This window comes from Streptomyces sp. NPDC054794 (assembly GCF_053611585.1).
The window spans coordinates 1-23,948 of sequence record NZ_JBSHAQ010000050.1 but is presented as its reverse complement, the minus strand read 5'-3'; the positions used below and the strand labels follow the sequence as shown (position 1 = coordinate 23,948).

Here is a 23,948-nt window from a genome sequence, read left to right as displayed (position 1 = left end):
GAACGCATGACCAGGAGCAGCGACCGGAGCCCCGCAGTGGACGTGCACGCACCCAAGAGCTACGAGATCCGCACCTACGGGTGCCAGATGAACGTCCACGATTCCGAGCGATTGTCCGGGCTGCTCGAAGAGGCCGGTTACGTACGCGCCCCCGAGGGCTCGGACGGGGACGCGGACGTCGTCGTCTTCAACACCTGTGCCGTCCGCGAGAACGCCGACAACCGGCTGTACGGCAACCTCGGCCGCCTCGCGCCGAGGAAGGCGTCCCGGCCCGGCATGCAGATCGCGGTCGGCGGCTGCCTGGCGCAGAAGGACCGCGACACCATCGTGAAGAAGGCGCCCTGGGTGGACGTCGTCTTCGGCACGCACAACATCGGCAAGCTGCCCGTCCTGCTGGAGCGCGCCCGCGTCCAGGAGGAGGCGCAGGTCGAGATCGCCGAGGCCCTGGAGGCGTTCCCCTCCACGCTGCCGACGCGGCGCGAGAGCGCGTACGCGGCCTGGGTCTCGATCTCCGTCGGCTGCAACAACACCTGCACCTTCTGCATCGTCCCGGCGCTGCGCGGCAAGGAGAAGGACCGCCGCACCGGCGACATCCTCGCCGAGATCGAGGCCCTGGTAGGCGAGGGCGTCTCCGAGATCACCCTGCTCGGCCAGAACGTCAACGCGTACGGCTCCGACATCGGCGACCGCGAGGCCTTCAGCAAGCTGCTGCGCGCCTGCGGGAACATCGAGGGCCTGGAGCGCGTCCGCTTCACCTCCCCGCACCCGCGCGACTTCACCGACGACGTGATCGCCGCCATGGCCGAGACGCCGAACGTGATGCCGCAGCTCCACATGCCGCTGCAGTCCGGCTCGGACACCGTCCTGAAGGCGATGCGCCGCTCCTACCGGCAGGACCGCTACCTCGGGATCATCGAGAAGGTCCGCGCCGCCATCCCGCACGCCGCGATCACCACCGACATCATCGTCGGCTTCCCGGGCGAGACCGAGGAGGACTTCGAGCAGACCCTGCACGTCGTCCGCGAGGCCCGCTTCACGCAGGCCTTCACCTTCCAGTACTCCAAGCGGCCCGGCACCCCGGCCGCCACCATGGAGAACCAGATCCCGAAGGAGGTCGTGCAGGCGCGGTACGAGCGTCTCGTCGCCCTCCAGGAGGAGATCTCCTGGGAGGAGAACAAGAAGCAGGTCGGCCGCACCCTGGAGCTGATGGTCGCCGAGGGCGAGGGCCGCAAGGACGGCGCCACGCACCGCCTGTCCGGCCGCGCCCCCGACAACCGCCTGGTCCACTTCACCAAGCCGGGGCAGGAGGTACGCCCCGGCGACGTCGTCACCGTCGAGATCACGTACGCCGCTCCGCACCACCTCCTCGCCGAGGGCGCCGTCCTCGGTGTGCGCCGCACCAGCGCGGGTGACGCGTGGGAGAAGCGCAACGTGGACAAGGCTGCGAAGGCCGCGAAGCCGGCCGGTGTGATGCTCGGCCTGCCGAAGATCGGCGTGCCCGAGCCGCTGCCGGCCGCCATGGGCAGCGCCTGCGGCTGTGACTGAAGTGCGCCCCGGGTAGTGACGTTCTGACGCCGCACGGCGTTACGCTGCCGATCATGCTTGTCGCCGCAGCAGTCTGCCCCTGCCCGTCGCTGCTCGTGCCCGAGGTCGCCGCGGGTGCCGCCGCCGAGCTGGACGCCGCGCGCACCGCGTGCTCGCACGCGCTCGGAGTGCTCGCCGCCTCCCGCCCCGACCGGCTGGTGGTGGTCGGGCCCGCCGACGAGAACGGGCGCGGACCGCATCCGCAGGGCAGCCGGGGTTCCTTCCGCGGCTTCGGGGTCGACCTCTCCGTGCGGCTGGGGCCGGGCGGCGGCGCGCCGTCCGGGCGCGAGCTGCCGCCGTCGCTGGCGGTCGCCGGTTGGCTGCTGGAGCAGACCGGCTGGGCGGACGCCCCGATCGAGGGACTCGGCGTGGGCGAACCGCTCGCGCCCGAGCGCTGCCTCGAAGCCGGACGGGAGATCGGCGCACGGGCCGGGCGGGTGGCGCTGCTGGTGATGGGCGACGCCAGCGCCTGCCGCACCCTGAAGGCGCCGGGCTACCTCGACGAGCGGGCGGCGCCGTTCGACGCGGAGGTCGCGCGGGCGCTGGGCTCGGCGGACGTGGTGGCCCTGGCCGCCCTGGACGCCGAACTGGCCTACGAGCTGAAGGCGTCCGGACGCGCCCCCTGGCAGGTCCTCGCGGGCGCGGCCGAGGGCGCGAACCTCACGGGCACACTGCTGTACGAGGACGCGCCGTACGGGGTGGGATACGTGGTCGCCGCCTGGTCCTAGGAAGCCGCTCAGGACTCCGGGGAGTTCGGGAAACGGCGGACGGCCGGGAGCCGTCGTGCTCCTCGGCCGTCCGCCGAACCGCTGTGCCGCAGGGGTTGTTCAGGAAGCCGGCGGCGGCGCCCCGGGCGGGGTCGCCGAGCCGTCGCCCGGCTCGCTGCCACCCTTGTGCGCGATCCGGTCCATGGCGCCCTTGGCCTTGTCGGTCCCCGTGTGGATCTTGTCGCTGTACTTGCCCTTGGTCTTCTCGTCGACGACCTTCGCGGCCTTGTCGAGACCGTGCTGGATCTTGCCCCCGTGCTGCTGCGCCAGGTCCGACATCTTGTCCTTGGCCGGGGCGAGCTTGTCCTTCAGTTGATGCAGGAAACTCATGGTCCACCTTCCTGATTCGGGGCTCGTTCGCCGCCAGGGCGCCGCGGCCGGGGTCGGACAGTCACGTGCGGGCGCCCTCACCGGCCTCGTTGTCCGCGGCCTGGGCCGCCGACTGCTGCTGGGGAATCTCGGTGCCGTCCGAAGCGGCGTCCCCGACGGCTCCGGCCTCGTCCGCCTCCGGCTCCGCCGCGGCGCCCTCGGCCCGGTCCGCGTCCGGCGTCTTCGTCGCCGCCGCTTCCTCCGCCGTACCCGCCGCGTCGGTTCCGCCGGGCTCCGTGCCGGCCTGCGCCGCGGTGGCTGCCTCCTCCGTCGCCTTCGACTTCCTCAAAAGCCGTGCAAAAACGCTCATATCTACTCCATACGTTACTCGCGCGGGCGAAATCCCGCGTCACCCGGTGCGTCTGTTTGCGTCGCCCGGGTCACCGCCCCTCGAACAGGGCGGCTGGAACCACGCAACGGGCAACGACGCCGAACGCGGTCCGTCACGTAACCCGTTCGAGGCGTGGTCGGGGGGTTTGCGAAACTGGTGCGGTGAGCAGCGCACCCTTCGCACCCCGCGTCATCGCCGTCGTCGGTCCCACCGCGGCCGGAAAGTCCGATCTGGGCGTCTTTCTGGCCCAGCGGCTCGGCGGCGAGGTCGTCAACGCCGACTCCATGCAGCTCTACCGAGGGATGGACATCGGCACGGCCAAACTGACGCCCGAGGAGCGCGACGGCGTCCCTCATCACCTGCTGGACATCTGGGACGTGACCGTCACGGCCTCGGTCGCCGAGTACCAGAAGCTGGCCCGTGCCAGGATCGACGACCTGCTCGCCCGGGGGCGCTGGCCGATCCTGGTCGGCGGCTCCGGCCTCTATGTCCGGGGGGCGGTCGACAACCTGGAGTTCCCCGGCACCGACCCCGAGGTCCGGGCGCGCCTGGAGGAGGAGCTCGCCCTGCGCGGCTCCGGGGCACTGCACGCGCGGCTGGTCGCCGCCGACCCCGAGGCGGGGCGGGCGATCCTGCCCAGCAACGGCCGCCGGATCGTCCGCGCCCTCGAAGTGATCGAAATCACCGGCCGGCCCTTCACCGCCAACCTCCCGGGCCACGACTCCGTCTACGACACCGTCCAGATCGGCGTCGACGTGGCCCGCCCCGAGCTCGACGAGCGCATCGCGCGCCGGGTCGACCGGATGTGGGAGGCGGGTCTCGTGGACGAGGTGCGCGCACTGGAGGCGCAGGGTCTGCGCGAGGGGCGTACGTCCTCGCGCGCACTCGGCTACCAGCAGGTCCTCGCGGCGCTCGCCGGGGAGTGCACCGAGGAAGAGGCACGGACCGAGACCGTGCGCGCCACCAAGCGCTTCGCGCGCCGGCAGGATTCATGGTTCAGACGGGACCCCCGCGTGCACTGGTTGAGTGGGGCCGCGGCGGACCGCACGGAACTTCCGCACCTCGCACTGGCGTTGGTCGAACGACCGGTCACAGCCTGATCACGTCATGGCATCGGGATGCTCCGGCGGTCATCGAGGCCTGTGGCGCCATGCCATCATCGAGCTTCGATCGACCAAGTGGAGTCCGAGTTGGGAGGGCGCGTGGCGATGGAGGCCGGCCCTCGCGACACCGCACAAGACACCGAGCACGTCACCACCGAACGTGGCGAACCGGAACTGGGCGAGGAGCGTCTGAGCCCCGACGGGCCGGACGAGACGGTGGGCGGCGTGACCGACGACGGCCCGGAGCCCGAGGAGATGTTCGCGGGCGGCCCCGAGGTCGAGGTCGACCTGCGCCCGCCGGGCCGGCTGCGCGTCTGGCAGCTCGCGCCCATCGTGGGTCTGGCCGCGGTCGGCTCCCTGATGTTCGCCTTCCCGCTCGCCTTCGACTTCGGCGACAGCGGGGCCGTGATCGCCATGCTGGGGCTGCTGATCTGCTCCTGTGCCGCGGGCTGGGGCATGATGGCCGCCCGCCGCGTGGGCTACACCTGGCCCGGCCTGCCCCCGCGGGGCTCCGGCCGCCGGCCCGACTGGCGGGTCGTGCTCGGCTACGTCGTGATCGTGACCGTGATCGCGTTCCTCGCGGTGTGGCGCGTGGCCCGACTCCGCTGACCCGACCCCGTACGATCGAGGAATGAGCACGCGGATCGCCTTCCTCAAGGGTCACGGCACCGAGAACGACTTCGTGATCGTCCCGGACCCGGAGAACTCGCTCGACCTGACGCCCGCCGCCGTCGCCGCCCTGTGCGACCGCCGCGCGGGCATCGGCGGCGACGGCGTCCTGCACGTCGTACGATCCGCCGCCCACCCGGAGGCCGCGGGGATGGCCGCCGAAGCGGAATGGTTCATGGACTACCGCAACGGCGACGGCACGGTCGCCGAGATGTGCGGCAACGGAGTCCGTGTGTTCGCGCGCTACCTCCAGCACGCCGGTCATGTGGCCGAAGGGGACCTCGCGATCGCCACGCGCGGGGGAGTGAAGAGCGTGCACCTCGCCAAGGACGGTGACGTCACCGTCGGCATGGGCGCCGCCCGCCTCCCCGAAGGGGACGTGACGGTCCGCGTCGGCGAGCGCAGCTGGCCCGCCCGCAACGTGAACATGGGCAACCCGCACGCGGTCGCCTTCGTCGACGACCTCGCGCACGCCGGCGACCTGTTCACCCCGCCGCCCTTCAGCCCGGCCGCCGCCTACCCCGACGGGGTCAACGTCGAGTTCGTCGTCGACCGCGGCCCCCGCCACGTCGCGATGCGTGTGCACGAGCGCGGCTCCGGCGAGACCCGCTCCTGCGGCACGGGCGCCTGCGCCGTCGCCGTGGCCACCGCCCGCCGCGACGGCGCCGACCCGACTGTGACCGGTACGCCCGCGACATACACCGTGGATGTGCCCGGCGGACGCCTCGTCATCACCGAGCGGCCCGACGGCCAGATCGAGATGACCGGACCCGCGGTGATCGTCGCCGAGGGCGAGTTCGACGCCGAGTGGCTGGAAAACGCGGTCCGCTGACGACGCGAAACGCGGTTCGGGCAGTCCCGGACGTACGGATCCGAGGGTCCCGGCGTCCGGGGCGGTGCGAAACCACGGCCGCCCGCGAGTCACGTGGCGCAAATTCGTAAACCTCCAAACCATCGCTCGAATGGGTGATCCGTTTCACGCTCGGCGAGAGGCGGTCAGTCGGGCGCGATGGGCTCGGTAGCATCAAGCACCGGCACGGACGGGGGAACGTCGCCATCCCTGAGCCGCGCACGCCATAGGGGCTCCGTCCGCCGGTCCACGAGCCGGAGGTGCCCATGAGTGCGGAGGCGAACCCTGCGACCCCGGGTCCTGTGGCGCCCACAGCGCCCCGCAGGAAGGCCCGCCCCCGGATCGACCTGCGCCGACTCGGCCGGGCCGCGCTGCTCGGCTCCGCCGCGCGCGACAGACTGCCCGACGCCATCGGCCATGTCGCCGAGGCCCACCGCGCCCACTTCCCCGACGCCGACCTCGAACCGCTGCGCCGGGCCTACGTCCTGGCCGAGTCCTCGCACCGCGGCCAGATGCGCAAGAGCGGCGAGCCGTACATCACGCACCCGCTCGCGGTGACCCTGATCCTCGCGGAACTCGGCGCCGAGACCACCACTTTGACGGCCTCTCTGCTGCACGACACCGTCGAGGACACCGACGTGACACTCGATCAGGTGCGCGAGGAGTTCGGCGAGGAGGTCCGCTACCTCGTCGACGGGGTCACGAAGCTGGAGAAGGTCGACTACGGCGCCGCCGCCGAGCCCGAGACCTTCCGCAAGATGCTCGTCGCCACCGGCAGCGACGTCCGCGTGATGTCGATCAAACTCGCCGACCGGCTGCACAACATGCGCACCCTCGGCGTGATGCGCCCCGAGAAACAGGCCCGCATCGCCAAGGTGACCCGCGACGTCCTCATCCCACTCGCCGAACGACTGGGTGTCCAGGCCCTCAAGACCGAGCTGGAGGACCTGGTCTTCGCGATCCTCCACCCCGAGGAGTACGAGCACACCCGCGAGCTCATCGCCGAAAACGCCGCCCGCCCCGACGACCCGCTCGCGGACATCGCCGAGGAGGTGCGGGGTGTCCTGCGCGAGGCCGACATCCAGGCCGAAGTCCTCATCCGACCGCGCCACTTCGTCTCCGTGCACCGCGTCGGACGCAAGCGCGGACAACTGCGCGGCGCCGACTTCGGCCGCGTGCTCGTGCTCGTCAACGAGGACGCGGACTGCTACGGCGTCCTGGGCGAACTGCACACCTGTATGACCCCCGTCGTCTCGGAGTTCAAGGACTTCATCGCCGTACCCAAGTTCAACCTGTACCAGTCGCTGCACACCGCCGTCGCCCGCGCGGACGGGCAGGTCGCCGAAGTCCTCATCCGCACCCACCAGATGCACAAGGCGGCCGAGGCCGGCGTCGTCGCGCTGGGCAATCCCTACGCTCCTCCTTCGGAGGAGCAGTCCGCGGGCGACGGTGAGCGCGCCGACCCCACCCGTCCCGGCTGGCTCTCCCGGCTCCTCGACTGGCAGCGGGCCGCCCCCGACCCCGACACCTTCTGGTCCACCCTGCGCGAGGACCTCGCCCAGGACCGCGAGATCACCGTCTTCCGGCCCGACGGCGGCACGCTCGGTCTGCCCGAGGGCGCCAGCTGCGTGGACGCCGCCTACGCGCAGTACGGCGAGGACGCCCACGCCTGCATCGGCGCCCGCGTCAACGGCCGCCTGGCGACGCTCAGTACGGTCCTCAAGGACGGCGACAGCGTCCAGCTGCTCATGGGCCAGGACCCGGCCTCCGAACCCTCCAGGGAGTGGCTGGACCACGCCCACACCCCCGCCGCCCGGATCGCCATCCAGCGCTGGCTGGCGGCCCATCCGGAGGGGACCGGCCGAGACTCCGCCCCCACCGACGGTGACGCTCCCGGCCCGGACGACGCCCTCGCTCGCGGCGACGGACTCCTCGGGCGGACCGATTCCCCTGCCGACCCGGCCGGCCCCCTCGGAACCGGACGCCCACGAGGCGCCGAGGTCCTGCTCGACGGCCCCCGCTCCGGTGCACGGCTGGCCCGGTGCTGTACGCCGGTACCGCCCGACGAGATCACCGGCTTCGCCGTGCGCGGGGGACTGGTCACCGTGCACCGCGTGGAGTGCGCCGCGGTGGCGCGAATGACGGGCACGGGGCGCGCGGAGGTCGGCGTGCGCTGGGGAGACACCGCCGAATGCCGGGTCACCCTGGTCGCCGAATCGTTCGGCCGACCCCATCTGCTCGCCGACCTCACCGAGGCGATCGCACTGGAGGGCGCCGAGATCGTCTCGGCGACCGTGGAACCTCCGAGCCAGCAGCGCGTACGCCACACGTACACCCTCCAGCTCCCCGACGCGGCCCATCTCCCTGCCCTCATGCGGGCGATGCGGAACGTGCCCGGCGTGTACGACGTGAGCCGGGCGCAGCACCAGGCACCCACCTCCTGAACACGCGCCCGGTCAACCCGTTCGGGTGGGCCGGGCGCGCGTCGCCGCAGCAACGCACGCGCGCGCTGGTAGCGGTGGTTCATGTTGCTCACCCCGCGCACCCGGCTCCGCCGGCCGACCCTCAGGACCTCGGTGTCCTCCCGGACCTGCCGGACCTCCCGCAACCGCAAGGCCGCCCTCCTCGCCTCCGCCGTCTCCGTCTGCCTCCTGGCCGCGAGCGCCCCGGCCACCCCCCTGGGTGTCGGCGACCGCCTCTTCCCCTACCTGGGCAACCCCGGATACGACGTCGCGTCGTACGACGTGTCCCTGACCTATCTCGGCACCAACGACAAGCCCCTGAAGGCCGTCACCACCATCGACGCCTGGACCACCGCCGCCCTGGACCACCTCAACCTCGACTTCGCGCACGGCACGGTCGAGTCGGTCGAGGTGGACGGCAGGTCCGCCGGCTTCGCCGAGGCCGGCGAGGACCTGGTCGTCACCCCGCGCAAGGCGCTTCCCATGGGCAGCTGGATCCGGATCACCGTGCGGCACACCAGCGACCCGATGCCCGCCAAGGACCGGGACGGCGGCTGGGTACGGACCTCCGACGGCCTCGCCATGGCCAACCAGGCCGACGCGGCGCACCTGGTGTTCCCGTGCAACGACCACCCCTCCGACAAGGCGATGTTCACCTTCCGGATCACCGCCCCGAGCGCCTACACGGCCGTCGCCAACGGGCTGCCCGCCGACATGGACCGGGTGGGCGGCTCGACCACCTGGACGTACCGCACCCAGCACCCCATGGCCACCGAACTCGCCCAGGTCTCCATCGGCCGCTCCGCCGTCGTGCGCCGCACCGGACCGCACGGCCTGCCCATCCGTGACGTCGTGCCCGCCGACGACCGCAAGGTCCTCGAACCCTGGCTCGCGAAGACCCCCGACCAGATCTCCTGGATGGAGAGCAAGGTCGGCGCCTACCCGTTCGAGACGTACGGCGTGCTGATGGCCCAGGCCGCCACCGGCTTCGAACTGGAGACGCAGACCCTCTCCCTCTTCGAGAAGGAACTGTTCACCGAGCCCGCCTACCCCAAGTGGTACATCGATTCGATCATGGTGCACGAGCTGTCCCACCAGTGGTTCGGCGACAGCGTCAGCCCGCGCAGCTGGTCCGACCTGTGGCTGAACGAGGGACACGCCACCTGGTACGAGGCTCTGTACGCGGAGGAGACGGCGCACAAGCCGCTGGCGGACCGCATGAAGGCGGCGTACGGCGCCTCCGACCGGTGGCGTGCGAGCGGCGGCCCGCCCGCCGCGCCCAAGCCGCCCAATCCCGGCCAGAAGATCAGCATCTTCCGGCCGAACGTCTACGACGGCGCCGCGCTGATCCTGTACGCCCTGCGCCAGGAGATCGGCCGGGACGCCTTCGAGCGCCTGGAGCGGGCCTGGGTGCGTGAGCACCGGGACGGTACGGCGTCCACGGCCGACTTCGTGGCGCTCGCGTCCCGGTTCGCCGGGCGCGACCTGAGCGGGTTCCTCCACGGCTGGCTCTACGGCGAGAAGACCCCGCCGATGCCGGGCCACCCGGACTGGAAGCAGACGGCGGCCCCCAAAACAGCGCATCCCAAGGCGGGCAAGGTCGCCTCGGGCAAGGGCGCCGCCGGCAAGGCCGCACCGCACAGGGCGGCGTCGCACAGGGCCGGGCCGGGCGGCGCCGCGGCGCGCAAGGCCGGAGCCGGTGGATAAGGCGGTGACGAGACGGGCCGTACCGTGCGACCATCTTCAGGTCGGCACGGTGCGGCACGGGGCCCGGGAATCCACCGGGGAACTCGTACGTTGGACACCATGAAGGCCGTATCTCCATCCCCCATCGACGTAAGGATCCAATGACCTCCTCTTCTTCCCCTTCCCAGGACACCAAGCGCCTCGCGCAGGACTACCCCGAAGGTCTTCGGGCCGATGCCCTGATGGAAGAGGACGTCGCCTGGAGCCACGAGATCGACGGAGAGCGGGACGGCGACCAGTTCGACCGCTCCGAGCGCGCGGCCCTGCGCCGCGTGGCGGGCCTCTCCACCGAGCTGGAGGACGTCACCGAGGTCGAGTACCGCCAGCTGCGGCTGGAGCGGGTCGTCCTCGTCGGCGTCTGGACCTCGGGGACCGTGCAGGACGCGGAGAACTCCCTCGCGGAGCTCGCCGCCCTCGCGGAGACCGCGGGCGCCCTCGTGCTCGACGGCGTCACCCAGCGCCGGGACAAGCCCGACGCGGCCACCTACATCGGCTCCGGCAAGGCCGAGGAGCTGCGCGACATCGTGATCGAGACCGGTGCGGACACCGTCATCTGCGACGGTGAGCTCAGCCCCGGCCAGCTGATCCATCTTGAGGACGTCGTCAAGGTCAAGGTCATCGACCGTACGGCCCTCATCCTGGACATCTTCGCCCAGCACGCCAAGTCCCGAGAGGGCAAGGCACAGGTCGCGCTCGCGCAGATGCAGTACATGCTGCCGCGGCTGCGAGGCTGGGGTCAGTCGCTGTCCCGTCAGATGGGCGGCGGCAAGGGCGGCGGCCTCGCCACCCGTGGTCCCGGTGAGACCAAGATCGAGACGGACCGGCGGCGGATCCGCGAGAAGATGGCGAAGATGCGCCGGGAGATCGCGGAGATGAAGACCGGCCGCGAGATCAAGCGCCAGGAACGCAAGCGCCACAAGGTGCCGTCCGTCGCCATCGCGGGCTACACCAACGCGGGCAAGTCCTCCCTGCTCAACCGGCTGACCGGCGCCGGCGTCCTGGTCGAGAACGCGCTGTTCGCGACCCTGGACCCGACCGTCCGCCGCGCGGAGACCCCGAGCGGCCGGCTGTACACGCTGACCGACACCGTCGGTTTCGTCCGGCACCTGCCGCACCACCTGGTCGAGGCGTTCCGCTCCACCATGGAGGAGGTCGGCGACGCCGACCTGATCCTGCACGTGGTGGACGGCTCGCACCCGAACCCGGAGGAGCAGCTGCTGGCCGTGCGCGAGGTGATCAGGGACGTCGGCGCCACCGACGTACCCGAGATCGTCGTGATCAACAAGGCCGACGCGGCCGACCCGCTGGTCCTCCAGCGGCTGCTGCGGATCGAGAAGCGCTCGCTCGCGGTCTCGGCCCGCACCGGCCGGGGCATCGACCAGCTACTCGCCCTGATCGACAACGATCTGCCGCGGCCGTCCGTCGAGATCGAGGCGCTGGTGCCATACACGCACGGCAAGCTGGTCGCCCGCGCCCACACCGAGGGCGAGGTGATCTCCGAGGAGCACACCGCGGAGGGCACGCTGCTCAAGGTGCGGGTGCACGAGGAGCTGGCGGCGGACCTCGCGCCGTACGTGCCGGCTCCCGCGCTCTGACGCACCGCGTCCGTCGGCCCTCGCGGTCCGGCGCGCCGCGTCCGTAGCGCTCGTACCACGCGCGAAGGCCCGCCCCCGCTTGCCGCGGGGGCGGGCCTTCGGCGTCGTGGGGTCAGCGACCGCCGTAGGTCTTGCTCATGTTCTGGTAGAGCCGCTCGGCCTTCGGGCCCAGCTGCGGGCCGGCGAGCCAGGTGTTGTCGGCCGGGCCGATCGAGGTGTTCGAGACCAGCTCGGTCTTGCCGTCCACCACCCGGAACCAGCCGCCGCCGGACGAGCCGCCGGTCATGGTGCAGCCGATGCGGTACATCGTCGGCAGCGACGGGTCGATCGACAGCCGACCGGGCCGGTCGATGCACTTGAACATCTTCAGGCCGTTGTACGGCGGCGCCGCCGGGTAGCCCCAGGCGCCCATCCTGGCGACCTGGGGCGCGGCCGGGGCCGAGAAGTCCACGTCGAGCGCGGCGCCGACGGTCTCCTCCAGGGACTTCGCCCCGGACTGCGGCTTCACGTGCAGCACCGCGTAGTCGTACGCGGCACCCGAACCACCCGTTTCCGAACCGCCCCGGATCCACTCGTTCGAGGTGGAGGCCCAGTCCGCCCACCAGGTGCCGTACGGGGTGACCTCCGACTGCGAGGCGCCGGCCAGGTCCTGCTCCGGCTTGCCGAGGTCGTTGTACGACGGCACGAACGCGATGTTGCGGTACCAGCCGCCGCCCTGACCGGCGTGCACGCAGTGGCCCGCGGTCCACACGAGGTTGGACTTGCCCGGGTGGTTGACGTCCTTGATGACCGTGCCGGAGCAGACCATCGTGCCCTCGGGAGAGTCGAAGAAGACCTTGCCGACAGGTGCCGCGTTGTCGTGGTACGGCGTCTTCTCCGCCGTGGCCCCGACGGGGCGCGGCGCCGGGTCGCTGACGCCCTGCGCGGCGGCGTCCTTCGTCGTGACCGTCTTGTTGGCCTCCTTCGCGGACCGCATCCGCTCCGGCTTCCACAGGCCCTTGATCACCGGGTTGACGAAGTCCTTGGCCTCACTGAGCCACTTGTCCTTGTCCCAGTTCTGCCAGCCGCCGCCCGCCCACTTGTCGACATCGATGCCGTGTTCCTTGAGCTTGTTCGCGATGTCGGCCGGGATCTGCACCTTGCCGCCGCCGTTGCCGTCCGCCTGGGAGGCGGTGGCTCCGGGCTTGTCGCTCGCCTTGTCGTCGCCGGAGCCGTCACAGGCCGTGGCGGTGAGCGCCAGGGCCGCGACGAGACCGGTGGCGGCGAGGACGGTGCGCCTTCCGCGCGGGCCCGTGAAGGGCGAACGTATGGAACGCATGCTGCGATTACCCCCGTTGAAGCGTTGACGACACCCCACTATGCCCGTCGGATCGGGGACGACCGGCGGCGGGTCGGTGAATGTTTCCGTGAACCCGCCCCGCCGCCCGTGCCCCGGCCGCGCTTTCCGCGACGTGCCGGCGTGGCTACTGGCCGGCGAACTTCTTGCTCACGGAGTCGAACACGCCCTTGGCCACGTCACCCAGCCGGGGACCCGCCAGCCAGCCCGCGGTCGCCGGGCCGATGGACGTGTTGGACACGAGCACCGGCTTGCCGTCCGAGCCGGTCTCCGTCCAACCGCCGCCGGACGAACCGCCGGTCATGGTGCAGCCGATGCGGTACATCGTCGGGTCCAGGCCGTTCAGCGCCAGCCGGCCCGGCTTGTCCACGCACTGGTACAGCGACTGGCCGTCGAACGGCGCCGCCGCCGGGTAGCCGGTCGCCGTGATGCTCCGCACCTTCGGCACGGCCGGGGCGTTGAAGTTCACCTTCAGCGCCGAACCGACCGTCTCCTCCAGGGACTTGCCGGCGTTGCCCTGCTCCGGCGTCACATGGATCACGGCGTAGTCGTACGAGGCACCGTCCCCGCCCGTCTCACCGCCCTGCTCGATCCACTGCTGGGAGGTCCGCGCCCAGTCGCCCCACCAGACGCCGTACGGGGCGATCTGCTCCCGGGAGGCCGTCTGCACCTGCTCGTTCGTCATGCCCTTGTCGTTGTACGACGGCACGAAGGCGATGTTGCGGTACCAGCCGCCCTTCTTGCCGGCGTGCACGCAGTGGCCCGCGGTCCACACGAGGTTGGACTTGCCCGGGTGCGCCGGGTCCGCCACGACCGTCGCCGAGCAGACCATCGTGCCCTTGGGGGAGTCGAAGAACACCTTCCCGGAGGTGGCCGCGTTCGCGTGGTACGACGGCCGCACCGCACGCGCCTGGACCGGCTGCGGCGTCGGGTCGGTCACGCCCTGGTCACCGGAGATGTCGTTCTCCTCGACACCCTTGTCCGGGTCGTTGGCCCCGCGCATCCGGTCCGGGTTCCACAGCCCCTTGATCATCGGGTTGAAGTAATCCTCGGCCTCGCGGAGCCAGTCGTCCTTGTCCCAGTTCTTCCAGGCGCCTTTCTTCCACTTGTCGATGTCGATCCCGTGCTCTTTGAGCTTCTTCTTGATGTCGTCCGGGATCTTGATCTTCCCGTCACCGTTGTCCCCGCTCGTCGCGGAGGCGCCCGGCTTCCCGTCGGCGTTGTCGTTGCTGTCGCCGCCGCACGCGGTGGCGGTCAGGGCCAACGCCGAGGCGAGAGCGACGGCCGCCAGCACGGGGGAGGTTCTGCGGGGCGCGCTCCTCCCTCGGCGAACGGTGAAGGACGGCCGTATGGATCGCATGGTCTTGACTCCCCCTGCTGTAAAGGAACTCGGCGCGGTGTCCGCGCAATCGGCCAGAACCCGTGCGCAGTTCGCGCCGGTCTCCTGGTGGAGCGGGACGGCATCACACACTAGGCGCTCGCCGTGGGCGCCTTCCGACGGATCGGCAACGGTTCGGCTACAGGCTGACCGACCTGCACTTCGTGGGGCCTGTGGTGTATGTGGGGCGTACGAGGCGGCTGCGCCGAGGGGCGTGTCGCCGGGCTGTCCCAGGCTGTCCCGGACTGTCGTGGGTCAGGCGCTGTCGAGAAAGCGCTGCCGGTCGACGATCGCCCGGTCGATCTCGCCCTGCGCGACCAGTCTCCCCGCCTCGTCGACGGCCCGTACTCGGAACGTGAGACGGCGGCCGGCGGCGCCAGGAGCGGCCGGCGGCTCGGCGAAGACATCCACGCGCCCCCCGACCCGGGTGGCGCGGACGTGCTCGACCCGGAGCGCCGTACCCACCGTCGTCTGCCCCGCCGGGGTGAACGGCGCGGCGGCCGCCACGGTGGCCGCCTCCATCCAGGCGATCAGCCGCGGGGTGGCCAGCACGGGCACATCCCCGCTACCGACAGTCACCGCGGTATCGGCTTCGGTCACCTCATGGCGCATGGCCTCACGCTAGCTGGTGGCGGTTACCGACGGCATCCGGTCGGTCCGGATCACGGCGCACGCGCTGTCGCGGTTTCCCCCGGGACGCAGCAGGATGGCAGGAGGGACCCGTCGTCCCGCGCACGACCGTCACGTCCCCAGCTGACGAGGAGGCCGACTCGTGGTGGAGTCGCAGCCTGTGGTCGTCCCGCCGGCCAGGGCCACCGTGTTCCTCGTGGTGACCATCACGCCGGGACACGAGGACACCGTCCGCGATCTGCTGGAAGACCTCTCCGGGCTGCGGCGTTCGGTCGCCTTCCGCTCTCCCGACGACGAACTCAGCTGTGTCGTCGGCATCGGATCGGCGGCCTGGGACCGGCTGTTCAACGGGCCGCGCCCGCAGGAGCTGCATCCCTTCGTGCCGTTGGCCGGTGGGCGCCACCGGGCCCCGGCCACGCCGGGAGACCTCCTGTTCCATGTGCGGGCCCGCCGCGTGGACCTCTGCTTCGAACTGGCCCGCCTCGTCGCGCAGCGGCTGACCGGCGCGGTCACGGTCGTCGACGAGGTGCACGGCTTCAAGTACTTCGACGAGCGCGACCTGCTCGGCTTCGTCGACGGCAGCGAGAACCCCGAAGGGCGCCTCGCGACCGAGGCCGTGCTCGTCGGCGACGAGGATCCCGCCTTCAGCGGGAGCAGTTACGTGATCATCCAGAAGTATCTGCACGACCTCACGGCGTGGAACGCGCTGAAGGCGGACGAGCAGCAGAACGTCATCGGGCGGACGAAGGCGGACAACGTCGAACTCCCCGACGACGTCAAGCCCGCCGACTCCCATGTCGCCCTCAACACCATCACCGACGAGGACGGCAACGAACGCAAGATCGTGCGGGAGAACATGGCGTTCGGCTCCATCGGGGACGGCGAGTTCGGCACGTTCTTCATCGGCTACGCCCGTACCCCGGACGTGATCGAGCAGATGCTGCGGAACATGTTCCTGGGCGACGGCCAGGCCTCGCACGACCGCATCCTCGACTTCTCGGTCGCCATGACCGGATGCCTGTTCCACGTGCCGACGCTCACCTTCCTGGACGACCTTCCGCCCGCTCCCGGAAAGTGAGGGGGCGAACGCTGTCCGTACGGCACGTCCACGAGCGCTGCCCGTGTGTCTACGGTCGCCGGATGCCGCCCGGGGAATCGCCGAGGGACACCACCACCGCGGTCGAGTTCCCCGCCGGTGCGTGGTAGCTCACCGTGTCGCCGGCGTGGTGGCCGAGCAGGGCGCGACCGAGGGGACTGTCGGCCGTGACCAGCGTCGGGTCCAGCTCCTCGGCCAACTCCCCGATCTGGAAGGTCTCCACCGTGCCGTCGGGGAAGCGCACGGTGACCGTGCTGCCCACACCGACCAGATCGGTGGGCGGCGGGCTCGCCGTGTCCGCCCGGCGGAGCCGTGTGGTGAGCTCCGAGATACGGGCGTCCAGGCGCTGCAGCTCTTCGACCCGCTGCAGCTCGTCCGCCTCGTCGGCCCGGTCGCCCACCCCCGTGTCGGAGTGCAGCGTCGCCGCGACCGCCGTGCGTTCGGTGTGCAGGTCGGCAAGCTCTCGTTCGAGAGCGCGTCGGGCATCGTTACTGATCGGCGCTGATTCGCTGGGCATGCCTGCTCCTCAGGGTGCAGGGGATCACCCAAACAGGGCATTATCTATCACACTAGCTGATTTCGGGTTGCGATACTGCGTCGAATCGCGCCGCCCCGTGCCCTGTGAAATCTTGGATTACCAGAGTTCAGGATGCTTCCTGATGTCCTGTAGGTGCCGGAGGTTGCCATGTCCTCGAAGCGACGCCGGAAGAAGAAGTCCCGCCGCAAGCACGCCGCGAACCACGGGCAACGACCGCAGTGCTAGCTCGGTGATCGTCCCGTACGGCAGCGGGCGAGTCGTAGGCGCGGTGGGAGCGCGGACTCGCCCGCTTCGTGCACGCCGATCCGCCCGGCTCACGTCCCCTGGAAGGGGTGCGCGCGTCAAGGTCGCCGTCATCCCGGCCACTTGAGTGGAAAGTTCTCGAAACAACCCGTAACCCAGTGAGCCTTGGGCGGTTGTAGCGGTGGGGGGACTGCTGCCCATGCCCGGTCCCCGCGCAGCAACACGCCCCTGGACAGCGGGAGGACAGCGAGCCGTGGCCGTGACCGAGTCGGTGACCGGGGGGACTCCCGGGGGAGCGCGCGCCGCGCACGAGGGGATTCTGAGACGCCAGTCGGCGCGCGAATCGGCGGCGCGCACCTATGCGCGCGCCCTCCCCATCGTGCCCGTCCGGGCGCGCGGACTGACCATCGAGGGCGCCGACGGCCGCCGCTACCTCGACTGCCTCTCCGGGGCCGGCACCCTCGCCCTCGGGCACAACCACCCGGTCGTCCTGGAAGCCATCCGCAAGGTCCTCGACTCGGGCGCCCCCCTCTCCGTCCTCGACCTGGCGACTCCCGTCAAGGACGCCTTCATCACCGAGCTGTTCCGCACGCTCCCTCCCGGACTCGCCGACCGCGCCCGCGTCCAGTTCTGCGGTCCGGCCGGCACGGACGCGGTCGAGGCCGCGTTCAAGCTCGTCCGGGCCGCGACCGGCCGCGACGGCATCCTCGCCTTCACCGGCGCCTACCACGGCATGACCACCGGAGCCCTGGCCGCCTCCGGCGGAGCCTGCGACGTACGGGTGGCCCGCCTTCCCTACCCCCAGGACTACCGCTGCCCCTTCGGTGTCGGCGGCCCCCGCGGTGCCGAACTGGCCGCCCGCTGGACCGAGTCCGCCCTCGACGACCCCAAGTCCGGCGTCCCCCTGCCCGCGGGGATGATCCTCGAACCCGTCCAGGGCGAGGGCGGGGTGATCCCGGCCCCCGACGACTGGCTGCGGCGCATGCGGCGGATCACCGCCGACCGGTCCGTCCCGCTCATCGCCGACGAGATCCAGACGGGAGTGGGACGCACCGGCGCCTTCTGGGCCGTGGAGCACAGCGGCGTCACCCCCGACGTGATGGTCCTCTCCAAGGCCATCGGCGGTAGCCTGCCGCTCGCCGTCGTGGTCTACCGGGACGACCTCGACGTCTGGGAACCGGGCGCCCACGCCGGCACCTTCCGCGGCAACCAACTCGCCATGGCGGCCGGTACGGCCACCCTCGCCCACGTCCGCGAGAACGGCCTCGCCGAACGAGCGGCCCAGCTCGGCTCCCGGATGCTCTCCCAACTGCGTGAGCTGGCACGGGCGTTCCCGTGTGTGGGGGATGTGCGGGGGCGGGGCCTGATGATCGGCGTCGAGCTGGTGGATCCGGAGGGGGCTGAGCCGGTGGGGGCGGAACCGGTGGGGATTTCCTCGGGTGCGCGGGGTCCCGAAGCGCAGATTTCCGGGGCGGCGGTTCCCGGGACGGTGACCGCCGGAGGGGAGATTCCCGGAGTGGAGCTTCCCGTGGCGCAGGGTTCCGGAGTGCCAAGCTCCGGAGTGCCTGTCCCGCGAGGTCCGATCCCGGGGTTGGAGCCCGCCCGGACCCCTCGCCCCGCCGCACCCGAACTCGCCGCCGCCGTCCAGCGGCAGTGCCTGCGCCGCGGCCTGATCGTCGAACTCGGCGGCCGCCACTCCAGCGTCGTACGACTCCTGCCGCCCCTGACCATCAGCGACGAGCAGGCGGCAGCCGTGCTCGACCGGCTCAGCGACGCGGTGGCGGCAGCGGCCCGGGGCGACACGGGCTAGGCCCACGGCCCACCGCGACGGGACGGCCGTACGGGCTCGGCGGCGCAGGCACTGACGCCGGACGACGTCCCGCACCGGCCGCACCGACGGTCCGGGAGCAGTGCCGATTCTTCGCCCCCGTCTCGATCCATCGCGGTACGAGCCCCCGCTCCTGGCCACGTCCGAACGCACGCAAAGGCACCGACGGCCTCGAAGGCCGAGAACGCCCGCCGCCCCGAACGCTCCCGAGGAACAGCCCCTTGAACTCCGTCCCCACCCCCCACGGCCGTTCTCACGCACCCGACCCCGACCCCGCCCCCCATGGTGCGAACCCCACGCCGGCCTCCGAGTGGGTACCCGCGCAGAAGGCCCGGACCCCGGAGGCCGCACGCCCCCAGGACACCTCCGGCGACCACCTGGAGCACCCCGACCCCCAGGTCGCCGCCCAGGCCGCGGCCGTCGACAGCCTCCTCCGCTGCTGGGTGCGGGAGACGGGCCTCACCGCACCCGACGCCGGCACCCTCCGTATCCCCCTCCCCACCAGCGGTACGGCTGTGACGGCGCCGGTTCGCTACTGGTCCCCGACGGGCTCGCACCGCTTCGGGCTCCCGCGCCTCGCCGACGCCCCCGAGGACGCCCCACCGCTCGACGCGGTCACTCTCGCCGCCCTGCTCACCCGCGAGACGCCGGGCGGCGCCGACTCCGGCCCGGCCGCCCGGGAGGCCGGCGTGCGCGGCGACGGGGGCGACCTGGTCGCCAGGGTCGCCGACTCCCTGCGCCGTACCGTCACCTTCATCAGTGACCGGCGCCGGCGCCCCGCCGACGGCCCCGACCTCTTCCTCGCCGCCGAACAGGCGCTGCTGCTCGGGCACCCGCTGCACCCGACCCCGAAGAGCCGCGAGGGTCTGTCCGAGGCCGAAGCCCGCCTGTACTCACCGGAGTTGCGCGGCTCCTTCCCGCTGCACTGGATGGCCGTCGCGCCGTCCCTGCTCGCGACCGACTCGGCCTGGACCGAACGCGGCCGCCCCGTTCCCGCCGCTCACCTCACGGCGCGGCTCGCCGGAGCCGGGCTTCCACTGCCCGACGGCCACGCCGCCCTGCCCCTGCATCCCTGGCAGGCACGCGAGGTCCGCCTCCGCACCGAGACCGCGGCGCTCCTCGATGCCGGACTCCTCCGGGAACTCGGTCCGCACGGCTCCCCGTGGCACCCCACCTCCTCGGTACGCACCGTCCACCAGCCCGGCGGCCCGGCGATGCTCAAGCTCTCCCTGGGCCTGCGGATCACCAACTCCCGTCGGGAGAACCTCCGCAAGGAACTCCACCGCGGCGTCGAGGTGCACCGCCTGCTGCGCGCCGGACTGGCCAAGGCCTGGCAGGCGGCTCACCCCGGCTTCGACATCGTCCGCGACCCGGCCTGGCTGGCCGTCGACGGTCCCGACGGCCGGCCCGTGACCGGCCTCGACGTGATGATCCGGCACAACCCGTTCGCCCCGTCGGACGACGTCTCCTGCATCGCCGGACTGGTCTCACCCCGGCCCTACGGCCCCACCGGTACCGGTGCCGACGACGGACCGGGGGCGACGGCGCCGATCCGGTCCAGGCTCGCCCAGGTCGTCACGCGGCTCGCCGAACGGACCGGGCGCCCCCTCGGAGCCGTCGCCACCGAATGGTTCCTGCGCTATCTGGAACAGGTCGTACGTCCCGTGCTGTGGCTGGACGGCGAGGCCGGTATCGCACTGGAGGCGCACCAGCAGAACACGCTGCTCCTGCTGGACGGCGACGGCTGGCCCGCCGGCGGCCGCTACCGCGACAACCAGGGCTACTACTTCCGCGAGTCCCGGCGCACCGAACTCGACTCCCGGCTGCCCGGCATCGGCGAGCACAGCGACACCTTCGTCTCCGACGAGGTCACCGACGAACGCTTCGCGTACTACCTCGCCATCAACAACGTGCTCGGCCTGATCGGCGCGTTCGGCTCCCAGCGCCTCGCCGACGAACAGCTGCTGCTCGCCGCCTTCCGCCGCTTCCTCACCGGTGTCGCCTCGGGACCCACCGCGCCGCGCACCTCCCTGCCGGCCCGGCTGCTCGACTCGCCCGTCCTGCGCTGCAAGGCCAACCTGCTCACCCGGCTGCACGGCCTCGACGAACTCGTGGGCCCGGTCGACACCCAGTCCGTCTACGTCACCATCGCCAACCCCCTGCATCGCTGAACCGCACGACTCACCCCTGAACCGCACGACATCGACGTCCTTCACTTCCGAGGAACATGCCCCACCCCGTCTCCTGAGAGGAGCCCGCCGTGCCTCCCACCGACGCGAGCGCCGACGCCGGCCCTGTCCCTGCTCACCCGGGCTGCGCCGACCCCCGCGAGGACAGCGAGAACTGCGAAGACACGCTGGACCTGCGCCTGCCCGACGAATTCGTCGCCCTGATGGCCGGGAAGGCGCCCGACACGTACGACACGTACGACGCGCACGGCCACGGGGGAGACACGGAGGGCCGGCTCGTCCCGGCCGACGACGGGCGGGACCTCGCCGACCCATGGCCGGACGAGGCCGACCGACGGCGGGACACACCGGACCGACGGCCGGACGCGGGCGACCAGTGCCAGGGCGCAGGCGATCAATGGCAGGGCGCGGGCGACCGATGGCCGGACGCGGGCGATCTGTGGCACGTCCCGACCGCCCAGGTGCAGGTCCCGGCGGGCGACCGGCCCGTCGCGGCGCACGAGGACCTGCTCGACGGCGTCCGTGCCTGGGGGCCGATCGCGACCCCCGTCGGCCCGTTCCAGCTGCACCCCGTCCGCCTCGACCGCGACCTTCCGCTCATCCGCCGCTGGATGAACGACCCCGCCGTCGCCGCCTTCTGGGAGCTGGCCGGCTCCGGGGCCCAGACCGAGGACCATCTGCGGGCGCAACTGACCGGCGACGGACGCAGCGTCCCGTGCGTCGGCATCCTGGACGGCACCCCGATGAGCTACTGGGAGATCTACCGGGCCGACCTGGACCCGCTGGCCCGCTACTACCCGTCCCGCCCGCACGACACCGGCGTCCACCTCCTCATCGGCGGTGTCGCCGACCGCGGGCGGGGGCTGGGTTCCGCCCTGCTCAGGGCCGTGGCCGACCTGGTCCTCGACCGTCGCCCCGCCTGCGTACGCGTCGTCGCGGAGCCCGATCTCCGTAACACCGCCTCCGTGGCCGCCTTCCTGAAGGCGGGTTTCCGGTACGCCGAGGAGGTCGACCTGCCCGCCAAGCGGGCCGCCCTCATGATCCGGGACCGGTCCCTGCGCCATCTGATGTAGGCCGCGCGACGACGCCGAGGAACCCCACCGTGATTCCAGCCCCGGTCCCACCCCTGCTCCCAGCCTTGATCGCCCGTTTGTCAGTGCCGGGTCGTAGGGTGGTCGCGCTATGACGAAGCCCTCCCTCCCTGAACTCCTGCATGCCGCCGTCTCAGCCGTCGGCGGTACGGAGCGCCCCGGCCAGGTGACCATGGCCGAATCGGTCGCCGAGGCGATCGACGACGGATCCCATCTGCTCGTCCAGGCCGGCACCGGCACCGGTAAGTCGCTCGGCTATCTCGTGCCCGCGCTCGCACACGGGGAGCGCGTCGTCGTGGCGACGGCCACCCTCGCCCTGCAGCGCCAGCTCGTGGAGCGCGACCTGCCGCGCACGGTGGACGCGCTGCACCCGCTGCTGCGCCGCCGCCCCGAGTTCGCGATGCTCAAGGGCAGATCGAACTACCTGTGCCTGCACCGGCTGCACGAGGGAGTGCCGCAGGACGAGGAAGAGGGACTCTTCGACCAGTTCGAGGCCGCGGCGCCCACCAGCAAGCTGGGCCAGGACCTGCTGCGGCTGCGCGACTGGGCGGACGAGACCGAGAGCGGCGACCGCGACGACCTCACGCCGGGCGTGTCCGACCGCGCGTGGGCGCAGGTGTCGGTGTCCTCCCGGGAGTGCCTGGGCGCCACGAAGTGCGCGTACGGCGCCGAGTGCTTCGCGGAGGCGGCCCGCGAGCGCGCCAAGCTCGCCGAGGTGGTCGTCACCAACCACGCGCTGCTCGCGATCGACGCCATCGAGGGCGCGCCGGTGCTGCCGCAGCACGAGGTGCTGATCGTGGACGAGGCCCACGAACTGGTCTCCCGCGTCACCGGCGTCGCCACCGGCGAGCTCACGCCCGGCCAGGTCAACCGCGCGGTGCGCCGCGCGGCGAAGCTGGTGAACGAGAAGGCCGCCGACCAGCTCCAGACCGCCGCCGAGGGCTTCGAGCGGCTGATGGAGCTGGCCCTGCCCGGGCGGCTGGAGGAGATCCCGGAGGACCTCGCCTACGCCCTGATGGCACTGCGCGACGCCGCCCGCACCGTCATCTCCGCGCTCGGCACGACCCGCGACAAGTCCGTCCAGGACGAGGACGCGGTGCGCAAGCAGGCGCTGGCCTCGGTCGAGACGGTCCACGACGTGGCGGAGCGCGTGGTGAACGGCTCCGAGTGGGACGTCGTCTGGTACGAACGCCACGACCGCTTCGGCGCCTCTTTGCGCGTGGCGCCCATGTCCGTCTCGGGTCTCCTGCGGGAGAAGCTCTTCGCGGATCGCTCCGTCGTGCTCACCTCCGCGACGCTCAAGCTCGGCGGCGACTTCAACGGAGTGGGCGCGTCCCTGGGCCTCGCGCCCGAGGGCACGGAGGGCGAGGACCTGCCGAAGTGGAAGGGCGTCGACGTCGGTTCGCCCTTCGACTACCGCAAGCAGGGCATCCTCTATGTCGCCAAGCACCTGTCCCGCCCCGCGCGGGACGGCGACCGCGCCGACATGCTCGACGAGCTGACCGAGCTCATCCAGTCGGCTGGCGGCCGCACGCTGGGCCTGTTCTCCTCGATGCGGGGCGCCCAGCTCGCCGCGGAGGAGCTGCGCTCCCGGATCCCCGAGTTCCCGATCCTGCTCCAGGGCGAGGAGACCCTCGGCGAGCTGATCAAGAACTTCTCGGCGGACCCGAAGACCTGTCTGTTCGGCACGCTGTCGCTGTGGCAGGGCGTCGACGTCCCCGGCTCCAGCTGCCAGCTGGTCGTCATGGACAAGATCCCGTTCCCGCGCCCCGACGACCCGCTGATGAGTGCACGGCAGAAGGCGGTGGAGGACGCCGGCGGCAACGGCTTCATGGCGGTCGCCGCGACCCATGCGGCGCTCCTCATGGCCCAGGGCGCCGGCCGGCTCGTGCGCGCCACGGGGGACCGGGGCATCGTCGCCGTACTGGATCAGCGGCTGGCCACGGCGCGGTACGGCGGCTATCTCAAGGCGTCGCTGCCCGACTTCTGGTACACCACGGACCGTAACCAGGTCCGGAAGTCGCTGGCCGCCATCGACGCCAAGGCGAAGCAGGCGGAGGCGGAGTGATCGCGGGGTGGGGCGGGGCCGGGCGGGCGGGCGGGGCCCCCCCCGGGAGTTTGGGGGGGGGGGGCCGGGGGGCCA

19 protein-coding genes are annotated in these 23,948 nt (G+C 71.9%); 13 read left to right on the top strand and 6 right to left on the bottom strand.

What is annotated here, in order from left to right:
• Positions 1-6: 6 nt before the first annotated feature.
• A complete protein-coding gene (gene miaB, locus ACWGKT_RS37400) occupies positions 7-1,545 on the top strand; it encodes a tRNA (N6-isopentenyl adenosine(37)-C2)-methylthiotransferase MiaB (protein ID WP_453277158.1) in 1,539 nt (512 codons plus the stop codon).
• A gap of 53 nt (positions 1,546-1,598) precedes the next feature.
• A complete protein-coding gene (locus ACWGKT_RS37395) occupies positions 1,599-2,312 on the top strand; it encodes a class III extradiol dioxygenase subunit B-like domain-containing protein (protein ID WP_453277157.1) in 714 nt (237 codons plus the stop codon).
• A gap of 99 nt (positions 2,313-2,411) precedes the next feature.
• On the opposite strand, the gene ACWGKT_RS37390 is transcribed toward ACWGKT_RS37395, so the two are convergent.
• Together ACWGKT_RS37390 and ACWGKT_RS37385 are read right to left on the bottom strand one after the other, a co-directional pair.
• Entirely contained in the window at positions 2,412-2,681 is a 270-nt protein-coding gene (locus ACWGKT_RS37390) for an antitoxin (RefSeq protein ID WP_356147176.1), read from the bottom strand.
• 61 nt (positions 2,682-2,742) lie between these two features.
• On the bottom strand, positions 2,743-3,030 hold the full coding sequence (locus tag ACWGKT_RS37385; protein WP_453277156.1) for a hypothetical protein: 288 nt from the start codon (positions 3,028-3,030) through the stop codon (positions 2,743-2,745).
• A gap of 182 nt (positions 3,031-3,212) precedes the next feature.
• On the opposite strand from ACWGKT_RS37385, the gene miaA reads away from it, so the two are divergent.
• The 6 genes from miaA (at position 3,213) to hflX (ending at position 11,476) form a co-directional block, all read left to right on the top strand.
• A complete protein-coding gene (gene miaA / locus ACWGKT_RS37380) occupies positions 3,213-4,151 on the top strand; it encodes a tRNA (adenosine(37)-N6)-dimethylallyltransferase MiaA (RefSeq protein WP_453277155.1) in 939 nt (312 codons plus the stop codon).
• A gap of 108 nt (positions 4,152-4,259) precedes the next feature.
• Complete coding sequence (locus tag ACWGKT_RS37375) at positions 4,260-4,763, top strand: hypothetical protein (protein ID WP_453277189.1); 504 nt, start codon at positions 4,260-4,262, stop codon at positions 4,761-4,763.
• Positions 4,764-4,785: 22 nt separating this feature from the next.
• A complete protein-coding gene (gene dapF, locus ACWGKT_RS37370; RefSeq protein WP_356147167.1) occupies positions 4,786-5,655 on the top strand; it encodes a diaminopimelate epimerase in 870 nt (289 codons plus the stop codon).
• A 284-nt stretch (positions 5,656-5,939) separates the two neighbouring features.
• Entirely contained in the window at positions 5,940-8,117 is a 2,178-nt protein-coding gene (locus ACWGKT_RS37365) for a RelA/SpoT family protein (protein WP_453277154.1), read from the top strand.
• An 81-nt stretch (positions 8,118-8,198) separates the two neighbouring features.
• Positions 8,199-9,842: a M1 family metallopeptidase gene (locus ACWGKT_RS37360; protein ID WP_453277153.1), complete on the top strand. Its 1,644-nt coding sequence runs from the start codon at positions 8,199-8,201 to the stop codon at positions 9,840-9,842.
• A gap of 140 nt (positions 9,843-9,982) precedes the next feature.
• A complete protein-coding gene (hflX, locus tag ACWGKT_RS37355; protein WP_356147158.1) occupies positions 9,983-11,476 on the top strand; it encodes a GTPase HflX in 1,494 nt (497 codons plus the stop codon).
• Between the two features lie 112 nt (positions 11,477-11,588).
• Here hflX and ACWGKT_RS37350 read toward each other — a convergent pair whose 3' ends face one another.
• The 3 genes from ACWGKT_RS37350 to ACWGKT_RS37340 all read right to left on the bottom strand — a co-directional run bounded on the left by ACWGKT_RS37350 (position 11,589) and on the right by ACWGKT_RS37340 (position 14,802).
• The gene (locus tag ACWGKT_RS37350; protein ID WP_453277152.1) at positions 11,589-12,794 is read right to left on the bottom strand and encodes a trypsin-like serine peptidase; all 1,206 of its coding nucleotides are present in this window, start codon (positions 12,792-12,794) and stop codon (positions 11,589-11,591) included.
• A 145-nt stretch (positions 12,795-12,939) separates the two neighbouring features.
• A complete protein-coding gene (locus ACWGKT_RS37345) occupies positions 12,940-14,172 on the bottom strand; it encodes a trypsin-like serine peptidase (RefSeq protein ID WP_356147153.1) in 1,233 nt (410 codons plus the stop codon).
• Positions 14,173-14,445: 273 nt separating this feature from the next.
• Positions 14,446-14,802, bottom strand: a complete 357-nt coding sequence (locus ACWGKT_RS37340; protein ID WP_453277151.1) for a thioesterase family protein — start codon at positions 14,800-14,802, stop codon at positions 14,446-14,448.
• A gap of 160 nt (positions 14,803-14,962) precedes the next feature.
• On the opposite strand from ACWGKT_RS37340, the gene ACWGKT_RS37335 reads away from it, so the two are divergent.
• Positions 14,963-15,898: a Dyp-type peroxidase gene (locus tag ACWGKT_RS37335; RefSeq protein WP_453277150.1), complete on the top strand. Its 936-nt coding sequence runs from the start codon at positions 14,963-14,965 to the stop codon at positions 15,896-15,898.
• A gap of 49 nt (positions 15,899-15,947) precedes the next feature.
• On the opposite strand, the gene ACWGKT_RS37330 is transcribed toward ACWGKT_RS37335, so the two are convergent.
• Positions 15,948-16,433 (bottom strand): GreA/GreB family elongation factor, encoded by a 486-nt coding sequence (locus ACWGKT_RS37330; protein ID WP_356147144.1) that lies wholly within the window; start codon positions 16,431-16,433, stop codon positions 15,948-15,950.
• A 517-nt stretch (positions 16,434-16,950) separates the two neighbouring features.
• Between ACWGKT_RS37330 and ACWGKT_RS37325 the strand changes: the two genes are divergently transcribed.
• From ACWGKT_RS37325 to ACWGKT_RS37310, 4 genes are all read left to right on the top strand, one after another.
• Entirely contained in the window at positions 16,951-18,507 is a 1,557-nt protein-coding gene (locus ACWGKT_RS37325; RefSeq protein WP_453277149.1) for a diaminobutyrate--2-oxoglutarate transaminase family protein, read from the top strand.
• A gap of 239 nt (positions 18,508-18,746) precedes the next feature.
• A complete protein-coding gene (locus tag ACWGKT_RS37320; protein WP_453277148.1) occupies positions 18,747-20,696 on the top strand; it encodes an IucA/IucC family protein in 1,950 nt (649 codons plus the stop codon).
• An 89-nt stretch (positions 20,697-20,785) separates the two neighbouring features.
• Positions 20,786-21,787, top strand: a complete 1,002-nt coding sequence (locus ACWGKT_RS37315; protein WP_453277147.1) for a GNAT family N-acetyltransferase — start codon at positions 20,786-20,788, stop codon at positions 21,785-21,787.
• A gap of 109 nt (positions 21,788-21,896) precedes the next feature.
• Complete coding sequence (locus ACWGKT_RS37310) at positions 21,897-23,873, top strand: ATP-dependent DNA helicase (protein ID WP_453277146.1); 1,977 nt, start codon at positions 21,897-21,899, stop codon at positions 23,871-23,873.
• Positions 23,874-23,948: the final 75 nt, after the last annotated feature.